At 35.8% G+C, this 18,842-nt stretch carries 14 protein-coding genes and 1 riboswitch; of the genes, 4 read left to right on the top strand and 10 right to left on the bottom strand.

Features of this window, described 5'->3' with window-relative positions; translation table 11 throughout:
• Nucleotides 1-21: 21 nt before the first annotated feature.
• The 7 genes from ACECE_RS0214285 to ACECE_RS0214255 form a co-directional block, all read right to left on the bottom strand.
• Nucleotides 22-1,332 carry an amidohydrolase gene (locus ACECE_RS0214285; RefSeq protein ID WP_010248415.1) on the bottom strand — a complete coding sequence of 437 codons (1,311 nt, stop codon included), beginning with the start codon at nucleotides 1,330-1,332 and terminating at the stop codon, nucleotides 22-24.
• Nucleotides 1,333-1,460: 128 nt separating this feature from the next.
• Nucleotides 1,461-2,705 carry an adenosylhomocysteinase gene (locus tag ACECE_RS0214280; RefSeq protein WP_010248413.1) on the bottom strand — a complete coding sequence of 415 codons (1,245 nt, stop codon included), beginning with the start codon at nucleotides 2,703-2,705 and terminating at the stop codon, nucleotides 1,461-1,463.
• Between the two features lie 37 nt (nucleotides 2,706-2,742).
• Nucleotides 2,743-3,567, bottom strand: coding sequence for a purine-nucleoside phosphorylase (locus ACECE_RS0214275; protein WP_010248411.1), 825 nt, complete (start codon nucleotides 3,565-3,567; stop codon nucleotides 2,743-2,745).
• 98 nt (nucleotides 3,568-3,665) lie between these two features.
• On the bottom strand, nucleotides 3,666-4,826 hold the full coding sequence (locus ACECE_RS0214270; protein WP_010248409.1) for an MFS transporter: 1,161 nt from the start codon (nucleotides 4,824-4,826) through the stop codon (nucleotides 3,666-3,668).
• Nucleotides 4,827-5,109: 283 nt separating this feature from the next.
• Complete coding sequence (locus ACECE_RS0214265) at nucleotides 5,110-6,498, bottom strand: SpoVR family protein (RefSeq protein ID WP_010248407.1); 1,389 nt, start codon at nucleotides 6,496-6,498, stop codon at nucleotides 5,110-5,112.
• A 20-nt stretch (nucleotides 6,499-6,518) separates the two neighbouring features.
• Nucleotides 6,519-7,727 carry a sporulation protein YhbH gene (yhbH, locus tag ACECE_RS0214260; protein ID WP_010248406.1) on the bottom strand — a complete coding sequence of 403 codons (1,209 nt, stop codon included), beginning with the start codon at nucleotides 7,725-7,727 and terminating at the stop codon, nucleotides 6,519-6,521.
• Between the two features lie 43 nt (nucleotides 7,728-7,770).
• Nucleotides 7,771-9,699 (bottom strand): PrkA family serine protein kinase, encoded by a 1,929-nt coding sequence (locus ACECE_RS0214255; protein ID WP_010248405.1) that lies wholly within the window; start codon nucleotides 9,697-9,699, stop codon nucleotides 7,771-7,773.
• 586 nt (nucleotides 9,700-10,285) lie between these two features.
• Here ACECE_RS0214255 and ACECE_RS0214250 point away from each other — a divergent pair.
• Complete coding sequence (locus ACECE_RS0214250) at nucleotides 10,286-12,055, top strand: prealbumin-like fold domain-containing protein (protein WP_010248404.1); 1,770 nt, start codon at nucleotides 10,286-10,288, stop codon at nucleotides 12,053-12,055.
• A gap of 164 nt (nucleotides 12,056-12,219) precedes the next feature.
• Nucleotides 12,220-12,909: a hypothetical protein gene (locus tag ACECE_RS0214245; protein ID WP_010248403.1), complete on the top strand. Its 690-nt coding sequence runs from the start codon at nucleotides 12,220-12,222 to the stop codon at nucleotides 12,907-12,909.
• Nucleotides 12,910-13,261: 352 nt separating this feature from the next.
• Here the strand turns inward: ACECE_RS0214245 and ACECE_RS0214240 are convergent, their stop codons facing one another.
• Nucleotides 13,262-14,305, bottom strand: a complete 1,044-nt coding sequence (locus ACECE_RS0214240; protein WP_010248402.1) for a hypothetical protein — start codon at nucleotides 14,303-14,305, stop codon at nucleotides 13,262-13,264.
• 421 nt (nucleotides 14,306-14,726) lie between these two features.
• Nucleotides 14,727-14,810: riboswitch (cyclic di-GMP riboswitch) on the top strand.
• A gap of 106 nt (nucleotides 14,811-14,916) precedes the next feature.
• Here ACECE_RS0214240 and ACECE_RS29440 point away from each other — a divergent pair.
• Entirely contained in the window at nucleotides 14,917-17,271 is a 2,355-nt protein-coding gene (locus tag ACECE_RS29440) for a cellulose binding domain-containing protein (RefSeq protein WP_010248401.1), read from the top strand.
• Nucleotides 17,272-17,516: 245 nt separating this feature from the next.
• Here the strand turns inward: ACECE_RS29440 and ACECE_RS0214230 are convergent, their stop codons facing one another.
• Both ACECE_RS0214230 and ACECE_RS0214225 read right to left on the bottom strand, forming a co-directional pair.
• A complete protein-coding gene (locus tag ACECE_RS0214230) occupies nucleotides 17,517-17,912 on the bottom strand; it encodes a sulfite exporter TauE/SafE family protein (RefSeq protein WP_010248400.1) in 396 nt (131 codons plus the stop codon).
• A gap of 15 nt (nucleotides 17,913-17,927) precedes the next feature.
• Nucleotides 17,928-18,281, bottom strand: coding sequence for a sulfite exporter TauE/SafE family protein (locus ACECE_RS0214225; protein ID WP_010248399.1), 354 nt, complete (start codon nucleotides 18,279-18,281; stop codon nucleotides 17,928-17,930).
• A 209-nt stretch (nucleotides 18,282-18,490) separates the two neighbouring features.
• On the opposite strand from ACECE_RS0214225, the gene ACECE_RS0214220 reads away from it, so the two are divergent.
• Nucleotides 18,491-18,790 (top strand): ATP-dependent Clp protease adaptor ClpS, encoded by a 300-nt coding sequence (locus ACECE_RS0214220; RefSeq protein WP_010248397.1) that lies wholly within the window; start codon nucleotides 18,491-18,493, stop codon nucleotides 18,788-18,790.
• Nucleotides 18,791-18,842: the final 52 nt, after the last annotated feature.

Raw genomic sequence — 18,842 nt, 5'->3', positions numbered from 1 at the left:
CCGCAGCAAAATGAGATTTTATCACTTGTTTAACACTCTTTTGGAAATCTCTTTTACTTTGTTTTTTGCCTTTTCTTCATCAATTGTTTTAAGAACTCTATTCTCCATTAAAATATTACCATCTATAATTACCGTGTCAACATCCGAACCTTGCACACAATAAACCAGAGCCGGTATATAGTCATTTACCGGTGCTATATGTGCTTTATCCATATCAATCAATAAAATGTCCGCCTTAAGCCCTTCCCTTATTTGCCCGATTTCTCCTCCAAATCCCGTAGCCTTTGCACCGTTTACAGTAGCCATTTTCAGTACTTCCTCTGCAGTTACTAGTGTAGGCTGCATTTGAACACCTTTATGTATTAGAGCAGCTATATGCATCTCTTCAAACATGTTAAGGTTATTATTGCTTGCAGCACCATCCGTGCCTAACGCAACATTTATTCCTTTCTTCATCATTAAAGGCACATTTGCAATTCCGCTTCCAAGTTTTAAATTACTTGTCGGGTTATGCGCTACGCTAACCCCTTTACTTTTCAATACATCATAATTATCATCAGACAAATGAACACAGTGAGCTGCAATTACAGGAACATCAAATACACCCGCCCTAGAACATACTTCTATAGGATCTGCACCATAGCGTTTGATACCTTCCTCCCGCTCATGAAGAGTCTCAAGCAAATGTATGTGAATACCGGTTCCAAGTTCCTTTGCAAGCTGTGCTGATTCAGTTAAACCATCCTCATCACACAGATAAACCGAATGAATCTCAACATAAACCTTCATTCTCCCATTGGCCTTGTTATGCCAATTCTTAAAGTATTCGACACATACCGGAACCTGATTTCTTACCATTTCACTTTCACTGCCTATAAACTTAAAAGCATTCCTCGATAAATTAGCTCTCATGCCTGTTTCTTCAACCGCTTTTGCAACAGTATCCATATGGTAATACATATCAGTAAATGTAGTTGTACCCGACTTTATCATTTCAGCCATTCCAAGCATTGTTCCCCAGTATATGTCTTCTTCGGTTAACTTAGCCTCTGTAGGAATGATATTATTAAACAGCCAATCCTCCAATGGAAGGTCATTGGCATAATTTCTCAATATAGTCATTCCACAATGAGTATGCGTATTGATAAGCCCTGGCATTGCAAGCTTATTCCTTCCATCAATGACTTTATCTGCTTTAAATTCCCTAAGCTTTTCTTCATTTCCACCAATAAAATCTATGTAATTCTCTTTTATACCTATATTGGTATCCTTAATAACCTTGTTTTCTTCATCACAGGTTAATACATCTATATGTTTGATTAATATGTTCACTTTTTTCCTCTTTTCTAATTAGCGGGCTGTTGCAAAATACATCCTATTCCTTCATAATGTCTGAATTTTCAAACCCAGAATATATGAAAAGTAAAATATTTTTTCAACAGCCCTTCTAAAAATAATTCTTACGCCCAACTTCCAATATATTTTATTTGATCTTCTGTAAGCTCGTCTATTTTAACGCCCCAGGACTTAAGTTTCATATTTGCCACTCTCTTATCAATCTCATCAGGAACATCAACAACTCTGCATCCAAGCTTATTGTAATTCTTAACCATATACTCTGCCGATAGAGTTTGAAGGGCAAAACTCATGTCCATAATCTCAGCCGGATGACCATCTCCAGCCGCCAGATTAACCAACCTACCTTCAGCCAGTATATTAATCCACCTTCCGTCTTTTTGCCTGTAGCCCATTATATTTTTCCTCTGTTCCTTTTTCTCTTCGGTCATTTCCTCTAACTCAGGCAAGCAAATTTCCACATCAAAATGGCCTGCATTACACAAAATAGCGCCATCCTTCATTACCTTGAAGTGCTCACCATGAATAACTCGTTTACATCCTGTAACTGTAACAAAAATATCTCCACGACTTGCTGCATCGTTCATCGGCATTACTTTAAAACCGTCCATAATTGCTTCAGCGGCTTTAATTGGGTCAATTTCACAAACAATTACGTTTGCTCCCATACCCTTCGCTCTCATAGCTATTCCTTTTCCACACCATCCATAACCTACAACTACAACATCTTTTCCAGCTACAATAAGGTTGGTTGTTCTATTGATTCCGTCCCACACAGATTGGCCGGTACCATATCTATTATCAAAAAGGTATTTGCAATAAGCATTATTTACAGCTACCATCGGAAACTTCAGAACTCCTTCTTTTTCCATAGCTTTTAACCTTATAATCCCGGTTGTTGTCTCTTCGCAGCCTCCCATTATATGCGGCTGCAATTCGCTTCTTGATGTATGTAGAAGATGAATCAGGTCCCCTCCGTCATCTATAATAATATTAGGCTTATATCCGAGTGCTTGGTTTAAATGCTTTTCATACTCCTCATTAGTTGCTCCGTACCATGCATATACATCGAGTCCATCACTTGCTAAAGCTGCAGCAATATCATCCTGGGTAGATAACGGGTTGCTTCCCGTAACCGATACTTCGGCGCCACCAGCGGCAAAAACTTTTGCCATGTATGCTGTTTTTGCTTCAAGATGCACGGACACTGTAACTCTTACACCAAAGAAAGGTTTAGTCTTGGAAAATTCCTCCTCAAGACTCCTTAATATAGGCATATTTTTTCTTACCCATTCAATTTTTTGCTTTCCTGATTCAGCCAAGTTAATATCACGAATCATACTCTTCATTCAACAATACCTCCATATTTAAAATTAAAATCTTCAATTATTCAGGCCAACTATCTATAACTCTTTTCACTACGCAGGTAAAATTCCTTTCTGCCTGTTTAGCTGTTTGCATTACCTCTTCATGATTTAGCGGTTGATTTAATATACCTGCAGCCATATTTGTAATGCATGATATACCCATAACATTCATTCCAGCATGCCTTGCAGTTATAACCTCAGGCACTGTTGACATTCCAACTGCATCCGCTCCTAAAATACCTAAAGCTCTAATTTCCGCCGGAGTTTCATACATTGGTCCCTGTGTAAAAGCATAAACACCTTCCTGCATTTTTACCCCTACTTCTTCAGAAGCTTTTTTCAATACCTCTCTAAGTTTTTTGCTATAAGCCTCACTCATATCAGGAAACCTTGGTCCAAATTCGTTAAAATTCTTTCCTCGTAGCGGAGATGGTGCAAAAAAACTTATATGGTCTTTAATTATCATTAGGTCACCCGGGCTGAAAGACTTATTAATCCCCCCTGCTGCATTTGTAACAAGCAGATTATTAATGCCCAGCAGTTTAAAAATTCTTATTGCAATAACCACTTGCGAAACGTCATATCCTTCATAGTAATGAAATCGGCCTTTCATAGCAATTACAGGCTTGTTTCCAATTTCTCCGCAGACAAGCTTGCCAGCATGTCCTTCAACAGTTGATAACGGGAAACCAGGAATATCCTTATAATCTATTTCAATACAATTTTTAATATCATCTACAAGCGGCCCTAACCCTGAACCTAAAATAATTGCCACCTTCGGTATAGAACCTATCTTACCTTGAATATACTGTGCAGTTTGGTTTAAATCTTCATAGCTGTACATAAGATGCCTCCTGTCGTTATTAGTATACTTCTTTTTCATTTTTCTATTTCCGCTATTGCTTACTTAATATAAACTTCTATAACAACTCTATCAATTGACTAGGTTTGTTTGACATTTTTTATAAATATACCATAAAAAATAGCTATTGAAAACAAAATAATTAAAGATCCTAACAGAAATACCTGCCTTATTCCAATAACATCGCTAAGCATTCCGCCTCCGATGTTCCCTATTAACTTCGAAAACCCCGCAGTTATTACAGAATTTAAAGTCTGACCAGATGCTTTTAGTTCTTTAGGTACTTCCTTGTTTATATAATTAGCCATTGAATATGAAAGTACTATATAAATAAATCCGTGCAGCACCTGCATTACTAGAATTATATATATATTGCTTACAACTCCAAGCAGAAGCCATCTTATTACAGCTATAATTGCCGCTCCAAGCAGAGTATTCCTTATCCCAAGCTTTTCTATTATTTTGTCACCCTTAAACAGGAAAAATACTTCACTAACTGAAGCGATAAATATTGCCCATCCTAGAAGGGTACTGTCAGCACCCATATCTTTATAGTAAATTGAAAAAAACGCATTATAAAATGACAGCGTAATATGTACTGTAACTGTAAAAAATATAAGTATCATCAGCTCACGGTTTTTAAAAAGTTGCATAATGGAAATCTTATTGGCCTTTGACTGGTGGCCTTGAACCCTGGGCATTGAAAAAGACACAATAAATACAACTAATCCTATAATAAACGAAAGAAAAAAGATCCCGTTTATATTCTTTTTAACCATGATACCTGCGATAACTGCAATACATGCATACCCCATAGTTCCCGCAAATCTTATCGGCCCAAACTTCCACCTTGTTCCAGCCATATGTTCCAATGTAATGGCATCACTTATAGCATTAATTGGTGTCTGAAAAAACGCCAATATTATCAATAAGCAAAAGATATAGTAATAGTTGGTTGAAAGCCTAAAGAGAATGATGATTGCATTACTGCTAAACAATAAGAACATTAAAATGCTGTTCTTTGTTTTTGCCCTATCACTTGCAACGCCCCAAACAGGTTGCGCGAATAGCGCAACAAAAGATCCTAATGCCAACAAAACTCCTATCTGTCCATTATTATAATTAAGGCTCTTCAGGTAGACAGGCATAAATACCCCAAATACTGCCGTAGCCATAAAGTTTAAAGCGTAATATATCAAAAAGCAATAAGGATACCTATCAGAATTTTTATGATTAAACAAATAGCCTTTCTCCTTTAAAAAGATTATCTAATAAACTTTTAGAAATAATTTCCGTTACCATTTATACATTAGGCTTATTTTCTGCCAAATGGTCTTTAGGTAAAGTTAATGTAATATTGCACTCATTAATTAAACAACTCTTATAAAATTAAAAAACATATTTACAAGAGTATTTTACACTTACCTAAACCTATTGTCTACATAGAATTAGCTATGACATCAAGCCATAGCTAAACCTTCCACATCCCACCATTAAATATATTGAAGCGTAGCTAAAAATTTCTTAAGCATCTGCTAACGTTACCTTCTTGTGCTCATCGCACGCTATTACTTTTCTTTTATTATCAAGCTTTGTTACTAACATTACTTTTCCATCCCATAAATCAACTACATGTTTTAAAGTCTCATAAGCATAGCCAAGATCTAAATCTCTTCCATCATATTCATGTTCTAAAATAAGCATATTATCACTTTGTACCCATTCGAGAACTTTAATTACAGGAATACCTGATGTGCCAGCACTGTTGGCTATTGTATCCCGCACCTCTTTCCATCCGTCTTCGTCCGAAACATTAGTTATTACATAATTGTTCCCAAGCTTCACATATTCAAAAAGGTTCATCTCTTCACAAAGTTCCCGAGTCAGATACCTTCTTATAAAGGACTGGTCTCTTTCAACCTCTCTGACTTCAAATATCTTCTTGGGATTGTCGCTATGTTTATTCTTAAGATCCTCAAATATCTTGAAACCCACATAATAAGGATTTAGCTGACCCAAATGAGGTCTTATAACCTGATTGTGTCTCTTTAAAAATTCCATATGCAGACCCTGTGGAAGGTGCAATTCGTTAAGAATTGTGTAATGCCAGAAGCTAGCCCAACCTTCGTTCATTATCTTTGTCTCAATTTGTGGTATAAAATATAGTGTTTCTTCCCTGACAATATTTATAATGTCTCGTTCCCAGCTTGTCAGCTTTCCGTAGTTCATAATGAATAAAAGCATATCCTCATCGGGTTCGAAAGGAATTTTCCTGAAATCCGGCATTGGCTCCTCTTCTTTACCCTTAGGCTCTAATAATCGGTATTCACTCTTAGGTTTCGCCATCCTTTGGAGGGCATCTTTCTTTTTCTGCTCTTCAGTTAGCCTCTTTTCACCGATTGTCCTTGATATTTGATATTTTATTGCATGAGCAGCATTTAGAATCTTCTCAACCCTGGCATATCCAATGCCCGGGTCCTGAATGTATTCCCTGATCCTGTTTGCATGGTTTTTGAACATCTCCACTGTATTTTCTGCCCGGGTTCCAAGCTTAAAGAGCCTGTTATTCTTAAAAAAATCGTTATGTCCATAAACGTGTGCTATTGTCAATATCTGCAAAAGCAACGTATTATCTTTCATCAGGTAAGCAAGACATGGGTTGGAATTAATGACCATCTCATAAGGAAGCCCTGACATATTATATTTGTGCAATGTTTTGGTTCTCTCGTAGTGCTTCCCATAACTCCAGTGGGGATAATGAGATGGCATACCTACGTAAGTTTCATACCCAATCATATCTTCGAAACTGCATATTTCAAATTCCTGCTCATAATAGTTAAGTCCAAACTTTCCGGCGATCTCTTCGATTTTCTTATTCCATTCATGCAGCTCACTAATGCTGTAATCAGTCATATTATCACCCCCGGCTCCGGTTATTCTCCCTCTTTGTCGAGAAGTTTCTTTAAACCGGTAAAGATGTCTTCTTTCCTTGTCATCGTAATAATGGAGAAATTCTCCTTATTAATGTTTTTTTGATATTCGCTTTTAATAGTACTTGCTGAAGAATAGTAGCCCGGTACAATTTCCCCATATCCAAACAGGTTGCAAACCTCACATAGCTTTTGGGCTAACTCCACAGCTCGTTTATTATCCTCGAACCAATTGTCCCCATCACTGCAGTGAAAAGCATATATATTCCAACTTGCAGGATTATACCTTTGCTCAACTATTTCAAGGGCTTTTTCATAACCGCTGCTGATATAGGTTCCACCAGATTCTCCCTTATGGAAGAATTCATTCTCGTTTACTTCCTTTGCGGTAGTAGTATGAGCTACAAATACAACTTCCACATTTGAATACTTCAGCCTGATAAACTGGTATAGAAGGAAATAAAAACTTCTTGCCATATACTTCTTAGTCTGGTCCATAGAGCCAGAAACGTCCATAATACAGATAACAACTGCATTAAAGTCCTTCTTATGGTCTTCCCTCACTCTTCTGTACCTTAAATCATCCTCCATAAAAGGAAATCTCTTATTTTGCGGATCGTTTTCAGTTTCCAAAACATCATCTTCAGGGTTTTCAATATCATCATTCTCTTCGTGATTACGCTTAAAACCTTGCTTCCTCTTAATCTTCTCTATAACAGAACGCTTTTTCGCAAGCCTTGGAGGAATACCCTTGCGCTGATATCCCAGATTCTTAAAACTTCGAATAGACTCGATTTCAGCCATTTTCTTCTTATCTATGTCAGGAAGGTTTAAATCATCAAAAAGATAATTAATCAACTCTTCAATTGTAACCTCTGTCTCATAAATATCCTCACCTTCCTGATTACCAGCCTGGCCATCACCTTTCCCACTTTTTCCTGCTTTGTCCTCGCCGATCCTGTCTCCTCTCTTTTCACTGCCATCACCCGAACCGGCTGAAGTACCATTATTTCCATATACAAACTGGTACTCCTTGATTCCCTTTATAGGTATTTTGATCTTCTTATCCTTACTCTGACCTATTATACTTTCTTCAGCAATTATATTGCCAATATTCTTTTTAATAGACTCTTCTACCAGTTCCCTATGCCGCCTTTTGTCCTCGGCTGAACGGTCCTTGCCGTTATTGACATACTCCCTGAAAATAGCCATTTAACCACCCCCCGCTATTATTTGTTGCCCTTTCAAAAGGGGTTTAATCTTTCCAAAGATTATTTGCAGCATATTTTAAAACTACGTTGCAGCAGTGGTCACAATAGCCATTTTTCTTCATTTCTTCAACCATAGCATCATATTTTTCGCCCTGTTCCCTATCTCTTACCTTTGCTAATGTAATAACCCTGCTCAGTTCCCTAACTGAAGCTGTCAGCTTTTTCTCAATAGCCTCTTTCAAAGGTTCATAGCTGTCGAAGTCAAGTTTGCCCCCACTTCTTAAAATATAAAACATATAGGCAGTTACATCAGCTCTAAATCCTTTTGCTGCTGTATCAGTAATCCCTATTTGTTCTTCTATAGACCTTAAGAATTTTTCATCGGGCTCAAGTTCTTCACCTGTGTTCCTGTCCTTTATCTTTGTCTTATTCACAAACGACTCTGCGTGGTCAAGGTAGTTGTTGAACAGACTTTCTGCCTGCTCTCTGTATCCATGAATAAATGCTTTCGTTATCTCTTTTTCAAGAATCTTGTTGTACTCTTTTCTAATACTGTCCTGTATGAATCTTAAATATTTTTCCTTATCTTCTTCACCAATTGCCAGTTCCTTTACAGCTTTAACCAGTGATTCCATAACTGATATAGGGTTAATACAGTCATGTTCCGACTCCGAAAGTGTGGTATCTAAAGCTTTCATAATAAACCTGGTTGAAATGCCTGTCATACCCTCTCTTTGAGCTTCTTCCATTAATTCAAATATATCTATTTTTCTAGTCATACCCTTCTCTACAATTTCTTCACCATTATATATTTTAAGTTTTGTAATGGGATCTACTTTATTTGACGGCGAAATTCTTGAAAGTATTGCGAACATTGATGCAATCTCAATGGTATGAGGTGCAATATGAGCGCTAAACTTGCTCTTTTTCAGTATCTTTTCGTATATTTTAATTTCTTCATTGAGTTCCAGACAGTAAGGCACCTCTACTTTTACAATTCTATCCAGGATAGCTTCGTTGGTGTGGTCTGATTTAAACTTGTTCCACTCAGCCTCATTGGAGTGAGCAAGAATTATCCCGTCAAAATATATCATTGATCCTTTACCGGGAGATGGAATAGACTTTTCCTGAGTTGCAGTAATCATTGTATGGAGATACTCAGTCTCATTTTTAAAAACTTCTATAAATTCTACAATACCTCTGTTACCGACATTAAAAGCTCCATTTAGTGATAATACTCTAGGATCATCTTCCGCATACATATCTATTTTAGAAATATCTACGCTACCAATAAGAACAGATGTATCTTGATTATTTGGATCGACTGGAGGCACAACACCAATTCCCTTTCTTGACCTTATGGAAAAACCAATACTTTCTACAGGGAACTTCTCATATTCTCCCCCAAATTCGTTTTTTAACCTGTAACGACATACTGGACACAAGTCCCCTTCAATTCTTACGTTGAGTATATCTTCAAATTGCTTTCTCAAGTGCTTGGGTATAAGATGTAAAGGTTCTTCCCTCATAGGACAGCCTTTCAAAGCATAAATGGAAGAACTCATTTCAAGCGCCTTTTTTAGAGCTTCCATTAACGAAGACTTACCTGCTCCGACCGGGCCAACAAGATACAAAACCTGCCTTGCTTCTTCTCCTGCCATTGCTGCTGAATGAAAATATCTCACTATCTTCATTATGGTTTTATCTATTCCGAAAAAATCATCTTCAAAGAATTTGTACTTTTTTATGCTGTCATTGCCATATATTCTGCGCAATCTGGGATTTTCATCTGTTTTTATTACCTCTACTCCCGGCTCTGTTATCACTTTAAACATTCTCTGATGAGCCAACATTGGAATTTCAGGGTTTTCTTTAAGGATATCAAGGTATTCAAGGAACGTTCCTTCAAAATGTTTTATTTTATGCTCTTCTCTATCCCTACGAATAATACTTGACAAATCACCTTTTTCCATAATTATGCCCCCTTTTCTTTCCAGTTAGTATTTGTTTGATCCAAGTCACATACTTCGTGAAAATGCTCTTAAATAGCTATATTTTAAATTTTCCAAAGTATATTTACCTTACTTAAATATAAACTATCATTAATTCAGATCCCGATTGAAATTCTATTAAACTTAGTTTATTATATATGTTACACAAAAGAATTTTCATTGGTGATTACTTTAGTTTTGCTATTGTATTATAATATCTTTATTTCATAATATTACTAAAACAAATATAAAATACTTCCAAATATTAATTTTTAACCTCATTGTTATTTTTGCAGATTGTTTCTTGGCTTAGATATTGCTAATCTTCAAATAATTTTAAAAAGCATTTGAAAATGCATTACATGAAATTTTACAGAATTGCTAATTAAATTATAACATACCTAAATTTAAATATCTATAATTTTTATTTGCCACATTTTACTTAAGTTCATATTATAATTTAGTGATATAATATAATTCAAATAAATATTTTCCTAAAAATTCTTAAAATTTTTGAATTTTTTATATGAATATATTGACAACTAACATTTTATATTTGGAGGATTAAATGAAAGTTCTTGCAAAAGTTCTAAAAAACATTTTATTTGTATTTACTATATTTCTTACCAGCCTTTGTCTATTTACTTTTATTTTGTCAATAGACTTAAATAGTACCCTCATGTCATCCCAATACCATCAAAAACTGCTTAGCAAAAACAATGTTTACTCATACGTTGACGATCTTATTACTACCTATATAAGCGATGCCTTTGGCAACTTAAAAACTCAATCATCTGAGCCGAGCAGTCAGCATAAAGAAATTTATAAAATTCTTGAAAATTCAACTTCTTCTGAAATGATCAAAATGAACATAGACTCAGTAACCGAACAAATTTTCCAATACTTCAGAGGAGAAAGAAAATATCTCCCCGACCTTTATATTGATTTGGATACACCGTTAACAAATGAAAAATCCGTGCAAAACACCGCTACCGATTCTATTGATACTTCACAGGTATCCGGTCAAATAAGAAAAATAAACCTGCATGCCATACTGTTAACACTAAACAGAACAGATATATTGGATCAGTTAACTCTGGTCAAATTTATCTACTTTGTGATTTCACATCTTACCACTTTATCAATACTATCTGCCGCATTAATGTTACTATTAATCTTTCTTGTATTCAGAAAGTCTAAGATAGTTATCAGATGGCTTACTTTGGCACTGTTCTTTTGCGGAATTTTTAATCTGGCACTTGCAATAGTCCTATTTGTCTATTTGAATAAGATATTACCTGATAACATATATCTGTTTACTATGTCCATACCATTAAAGTCTGAGCTTATTCTATCATATATTAACGATTTATTATTTCCGGTGTCATTTTTTTGCTTTATACTCGGCATACTTTTCCCCTTATTGTCCATAGTAATTCATTCCTTCTATGCTAAGTTTGCAAAGATAGTTAAAGTTATTAAAGCTCTCGCTTCAAGACTTCCGGCAAAATCCAAAAACATTCTGAAGTACGGTGTTATGACTGTTGTAACAGTTTCAATTGTATCAGGAATGGGCTATAATTTGTACGCTTTCAAAAGCGGTTATGACTCCAACAGTTTTTCAAATGTTGTATCAAAGCTTACTAATAAGAATACAGTCATACAAGTTATATCAGCAAAAAATGATACACTTTACACTCTTCAAGTAAAACTGGTAGACACCTCAACAGGTCAACCAATACCTGATATACAAATTAATGCAATCGGAAAATCGAAAGTACCTGAAAAGCATTTTAACATTGCAGGAATAACTGACAAAGATGGTTCTACAAAATTTACCCTCGGTCAGGGAACGTTCCATCTTAGCTTTTCTTCTCTCACCCCTCTTGACGAGTACAATTTGCCATCACCTTTCTTTTACGAGTTAAAAACAGCAGGAACCACAATCCTAACTGTCAATATGGATAAGAAAGCAAAAGAAGAACCCTCTAATGGCATTGGAGAAGTAGAAGTACTAGATGAGGATAACATGCCTGTTAAAAATGTAGAATTATATTTGGAAGAAAAAATAAATATCGAAACGGACCAAGACTCGGAACCGAATGACAATTCCCTCGTTTCTTCAGATTCAAAAGCTGTAAAATATTATTCAGTAACAAACGAAAATGGGATTGCAGTGTTTAAACTGCCCCAAGGCACTTACAAGACCGGATTCTCCGAATCGAAATTTCCCGCAAGCTATGTACTTCCCCAAGTATTTGAAATGAGCATTTCATCAGATTATGTTACCAGATATACAATAAGGGTTCCACAGAAAAACAAAGAACTAACCAATTAACAGCTTGATGACAATACTATATTATATACTTTTCCAAAAAATCATGCTGCAAATATTAAAAATACATAATTATAGAAGGCTCAGTAACAAAATAGCCAAAGTTTGAATAATATATAAGGTAATGTACTTATGTAAACAGTGTACCAGAAGGAGGAATCATATTTATGTTACCTTATTATAGTTGTCCCTTTGTCTCGCAAAATACCGGCAGTTTTAACCAACCGTCAACATATTCACCTTATATGCCTACGGTAGTTAATCCTATTGCACCTTATCAAAATCCTAACTATACACCTCAGACAATGCCTTTATATAATGAAGGAAGCCCTATGTTTGAAGAGCTCGAAAACGAAGGTACTAATGAGATAAATTTTCCCAACTCACAGGAGCGTCAACCAAACCCAGTATTAAGTGACCCACCTGCGCAAACAAATATAACATTGTTTAAGGAGCTTACCGGTTACCCCAATTATGGCAATCCAAGTGGTAATGCGGACATATTGTACACAGGTAACAGAGGCACATGGAATTTCTCAGTTCCACCGTTCCTATTTGTCCCGGGAAACCTAAGAGCACAACTTATAATTCGCGCAGTACTTGACGATCATCAAAACGTACCGGTTAACAACTACTCTGCACGTATAACCATAAACGGAACAATAGTCCATACAGGAAGACTTCAACTTGAACACGGGCGTCCAGCAGGACAAAGGTTTGACAACTGGAGAAATTTGACCTTCAATATTTCAAACTTGAGACGAAACAACAGAGTAGTAATTGAGAATACTTCAAATGCAGGCCCTAATGACTGGATAGCTTTTGACTGGATGGAATTAAGGTTTGTTCAAAGATAACTGCTTGATAAAAAGCTCAAAAAAATTAAATAAAATTAGCTACGGCAACTTGCCGTAGCTAATTCATTAATATAAGAAGAATTTTTTCACAAATTAGTTTTTTACAGAGGCTAAGGCTTAACCTAATTTAGGAAGATTCTTCATACTCTCTTTTACTGAATCCTTAGAATAATCTATATCACTAAGATTTCCTGCATGGTAATTATCTTAAGCAGTCATGTCAAAATATCCATGTCCACTCAAATTAAACTCTTTCTCGATTTCGCATCTTCATTTCACTCCAAGGGCCTATAATTAAAAAGAGAATGCGATAAGAATCACATTCTCTAAACTAATAAATTATAAACTATACTTAAATTTTACATCTTAAAACACAAACTCTTTTTGCCCCAATATTTTGCCAATACTCTATGTGCCCGTCATCCTGTCTGAAATTCTCAAAGGAATAATTGTTTGCTTTTACATAATCAACTATATCCTTAGAAAACAACACATCCCAACCATCTTCCCTAACTGAAGGAAGCTTACTGAATGTAAACTCATCATACAATTGTCTGAACTCATCAAACAACAACACTTTATATGTCCTGCTGGTATTTTTATACACTGCATACCCAGCTCTTATTTTAATTATATCCTCAACTTGAATATTTCTATCTTCAATTAATAGCGCATGTAGTTTCTTATCAAGATAAAGCATCTTAGAGCTATCCAAATAGGTATGTAAAGCTTTTTTGTTATTTATATTCTTAAAATTTTTAAGGGATACTTTAAGGAAATCTGGTTTATCATTTTTAAATAAAACGATAGTTGCTTCATCTTTATACAAATACCAAATTTCATTATCATCCATATGTATAACATCGCCAGTCAAATTCTTTTCATTAAATACCGGGAACAAGAATGGTTCATCCTCAAAAAACTTGACACGTCTTATTGCAACGTCATTAGCTTCTTTAACGGTAACGGTGCATGGTTCTCCCCAGATATCACGGTCTATTATAACCATCCTTCCAGAACCTGTACTGTAAATATAATTCTTTTTGTTTGAAAAAGATAAATCCTTTTTGTCAACACCTAAAATCCTTTCAAGATTTCTAATTTTATCCTTCTTTAATGAATTCAAAAAACTAGTAGCCCTGTCAGAATTCTGATGTATACTATCTATCAGATTATCTTTTAAGGTTTTAGAAAGTGTTACTACGCCTTCCTTACTCTTTTCCGATTGTGCAGGCGGAACTTTAGAGTCAGACTCGTTAGTAACTTTCTCACTTTCATTAACTTCGCTTTGAGTTCTTCTTTTCTCCATAGAATTTGACGACGCAGCTAAAATGTCTTCTGGAAGTAAATTAATATCTTTCATGGTCACCCTCAAAATGTCTTTTTTATTATCCATGAAACCACCCCTTAAATTTAAACAAACGAAACAACATAGATATGATTAATTGTAAATTCATATTATACTTATGTCATACTACATAATAATTATAACTTATAACATAAAAAATGCCAATACCTTTATAAAAGAATTTCTTAGAGCGGTGTGACAATAATATGTATAGTTTGAATTTTGTACTTGTAATTATATGCCATTTTTGATAATAAAGCAACACTTTTTTATGATGATTCCAACTAAATTTAAAGGATGTTTTTTATATATAGTAGATAACGTTTAAGTGCTATATAGATTTAACTTTAGCGTTTGTCATATATAGTATTTGAGTCCTAATCTAGTATTTGAGTCCTAATCTAGTACTAATAGCCTATTAAAATCGATTCCATAATATGCTATAATGAAATCTATATTAACAAAACATCATTTGAAATGGTAAACCTGGTGAAAACCAGTGACACAAAGCTACGGGTCTAAGGTCTTTGACTAAGACAGCCGAGTTGCCGAAAATGATAGTTTTATTTTTTGGGTTTTCTCCAATGATCTCCAAAGCTTCATTGCCCCTTCTAAATGAGTATTTGTTAGTATAGGAAATTTGAAGGGAGAGAATGTTTATGAAAAATGCAAAAAGAATTTTTGCAGCACTAGCCATTTTTGTTTTTCTTTTCACTTTTGGATTCATTTTTATCTCACCATCTCCAAGTAATGCTTCAATTCCAACTCCTTGGCTTCATGTAGACGGAAAGTACATTAAAGACCCCGGCGGCAATACAGTAGTCTTAAGAGGTGTATCACTAATTGACATCGGTGCTATTGAACATCAGGGATCATTTAGGGGCGGCAAAACAGCCGTTGACCTTATTAACATGGCTACTAATGAATCTAGCGGATGGTATTCGAGAGTAGTCAGACTACCTGTTTATCCAGCAGCTATTGATGGTGAAGCCGGATGGACAAACTGCTGGTATAATGGTAAATCAAGCAACTCATATTATGACGATCATCTTAAAGCTGCTGTCGAGGCATGTATTGCCAAAGGAGTGTACTGTATAATTGACTGGCACTACATTGATACTTATACGGATAAAGATACACAAACAAGAGAATTCTGGACTTTTATAGCAAACAAATATAAGGATACTCCTAATGTAATATTCGAATTATTCAATGAACCAACTTACCCTGATAGTTGGAGCACATGGCGAACTACTGCACAGGGCTGGGTAGACATGATACGTACGATCGCACCTAATAACCTCATTATCGTAGGCGGACCAAGATGGTCACAAAACCTCGGCCAGGCTGCTACCAGTCCTGTAACAGGTGGTAACATTGTTTATAACGCTCACTATTATCCAACTCATGGTGGGTCAAGTGCATGGGATGCAAACTTCGGTAATGCAGCAAATTCAGTTCCTTTCCTTAATACTGAATGGGGATTCCAGCATGATGGTGATTCAATTACCACAGGTACTGTAAGTAGTTACGGTCAGGCATATAAGGACTATTTGGAAACCAAGGGTATAAGCTGGACCGCATGGACTTTTGACAACGATTATAAACCTGTTATGTTCTCAACACGTGTTTCCTCATGGGATCTTGCAGGTTCGACCAACAATGCCAGCGGAGATTCAACTTATAATGATCATATGGGCCAATTTGTAAAAGACTGGCTGTACGAAAAGAGGAATAGCAATATTCCTTCCGGCAGTGCCGCAACCGCTGCGGTAACCGCAACCGCCGCTGCTACCCCAACTAAAACTGCAACAGTAACTGCTACACCTACTAAAACTGCTACACCTACTTCAACAGTTGCTGCTACTTCTACTTCACAATCATCTAATAAAATCTTGAACATTCAAATGTACAATGGTACTACATCATCTTCAACAAATGGAATAACTCCTAAGTTCAAATTAACAAATATAGGTTCATCTGCAATTGATCTGTCAACTGTAAAAATAAGATATTACTATACTATGGACAGTTCAGCTTCACAATCATTTAGTGTTGACTTTGCTTCAGTTGGCAGCTCGAACATAACTGGAACATTTACAACTGTTAGTCCTTCAGTTACTGGAACAGACTGTTACTTTGAAGTCGGGTTCTCATCGAGTGCCGGCACTTTGGCAGCTGGTTCAAGTACTGAAATACAGGCAAGGTACAATAAATCCGACTGGTCAAATTATAATCAATCAAACGATTACTCCTTCAATCCAACAGCTACGGCCTATGCTGATACGGATAAAGTAACAGTATATCTTTCAGGAACCTTAAATAGTGGTACTCCTCCATCAGGTAGTGGCACAACCGTCACTGCTACACCTACACGTACAGCTACACCTGTAGTTACACCTACACGTACAGCTACACCTGTAGTTACACCTACACCTACAGCTACACCTGTAGTTACACCTACACGTACAGCTACGCCTGTAGTTACACCTACACGTACAGCTACACCTGTAGCTACACCTACACCTACAGTTGCTGCCACATCTACAAATTCATCCAGTGCTAGCTTGAACATACAGATGTTCAATGGTAATACAGCTTCTTCATTAAACGGCATAACTCCTAAGTTCAAGTTAACAAATACAGGGTCAACACCAATTAATCTGTCAACTGTAAAAATAAGATATTACTATACTGCTGACAGTTCAGTTTCACAACAATTTACTGTTGACTATGCTATGGCTGGAAATTCAAACATAACTTCGTCATTCATAAGTATGAGTTCTCCAACTACAACCGCAGACTGTTACCTTGAAATCGGCTTCTCTTCAGGGGCAGGTAGTCTTGCCGCTGGTGCAAGCACAGAGATACATTCAAGGTTTAATAAATCCGACTGGTCAAACTACTCTCAGACAAACGATTATTCTTTCAACTCGTCAGCAACAAATTTTGTTGACTGGACTAAGGTAACAGTATATTTATCCGGTACTAAAGTAAGTGGTACAGAGCCATAAAAGCATAATGGACTGTCGTACTGAACCGCTCCCTGTCAAGTAGACAGGTAAATATCTCCAGCCAAGATTTTTGGTTGGAGATATTTTTATGATACTTTATTCTGTAAAAAGACGCTATATTCCATTGGACCGTTGTCTATATAGCGCGCGATATGCTGGACTTATTTTTATTTGGCATAGAAAATGCTCCCTTCCAAGCAAACATTATTATTTATTGTCTACTTAGAAGAGAGCGTATCATACACCTACGACCTTTGCCCAGCTTGCCTCAGTTTTTTCTCCGAGACCTTTTGTTTATCCTTTCTGATTATCTCACAGACACCAAGTACCAATAGAAAAAATCCAAAATACTTTTTTAGGACTATTCCAGGCAACCTGATTGCAAGTCGGGAACCAAGATATGCACCTAATAGACCAAAAATAATTATAGGAATTGCCACCTTGAAATCAACGCGCTTGTTTCTTATATGTACTATCAGTGCTATAACTGCTGTAGGAATAAAGAATATAAGATTAACACTTTGGGCAATATGTTGATCGGGATTTGCAAATATAACCAATGCTGGAATTAGGATTGTTCCACCTCCAATTCCCATTCCACTGATTATTCCCGAGATAAGACCAATAAGAAAAAGTATCATAAATCCTCCGCTTTATCACAATATCATTCTTATAGCAGCAGCAATCATAAATACTGCAAAGATTTTTCTTAATATGTTTGAAGGGCATATATTAAGAAGTTTAGCTCCTATATAGCCTCCTATAATCCCTCCAATCATAACTTTAGCTGTTAGATTCCAATTGATAAAATTATTGGACATGTAAAGTATTGCACTTACAACGGTCAGCGGCAATATAATTGAAATGGCAGTAGCATGGGCCTTATGCTCTTCCTCATTTAAAAGGAGAACCATGGCTGGAACAGCTATAGTTCCCCCTCCCGAGCCAAAAAGGCCGTTAGCTAGGCCTGTCGCCAACCCTATAAGTATATACTTGATATATTTTTTCAAAAGCTTTCCTCCATATACACTTCAAGTATTTATATGCACTTTACAATCACCTTTCTTATTCTTATTAAATTTATCAATTATATTCATTAAAATTTTGAGGTATTTACCTGTATAATTATACCTTGTTTATTGGTTGCACTTTTTGAGCTCAATTTGTTATAATTTAAATTGAATATGGCAAAGAATTTATTAGCTATGGGAGAAATAATATGTCTGAAAAAGTTGTTTATAAAGATGATACAATAATTGAGTTTAAAAAACCTAAAATGTATAAAGTAATACTTTTAAATGATGATTACACTACAATGGAATTTGTTATAGAAGTACTTATTGCAGTATTTCACAAAAATCCTACTGACGCAACGCAAATTATGCTTGATGTTCATGAGAAGGGAAAAGGTATTGTAGGTGCATATACCTATGATATTGCATGTACCAAAATTGCTCAGGTAGAAGAGATGGCTATAAAAAGAGATTTTCCACTTGTAACAGTTATGGAACCAGATTAAATTGTTAAAACTATATAGGTTGCTATTTAAGTGCCCATAACAGAACTCGTTT

This window comes from Acetivibrio cellulolyticus CD2, from assembly GCF_000179595.2.
In the GTDB taxonomy this organism is placed as follows: domain Bacteria; phylum Bacillota; class Clostridia; order Acetivibrionales; family Acetivibrionaceae; genus Acetivibrio; species Acetivibrio cellulolyticus.
This window is presented reverse-complemented; position numbering and strand designations above follow the sequence as displayed.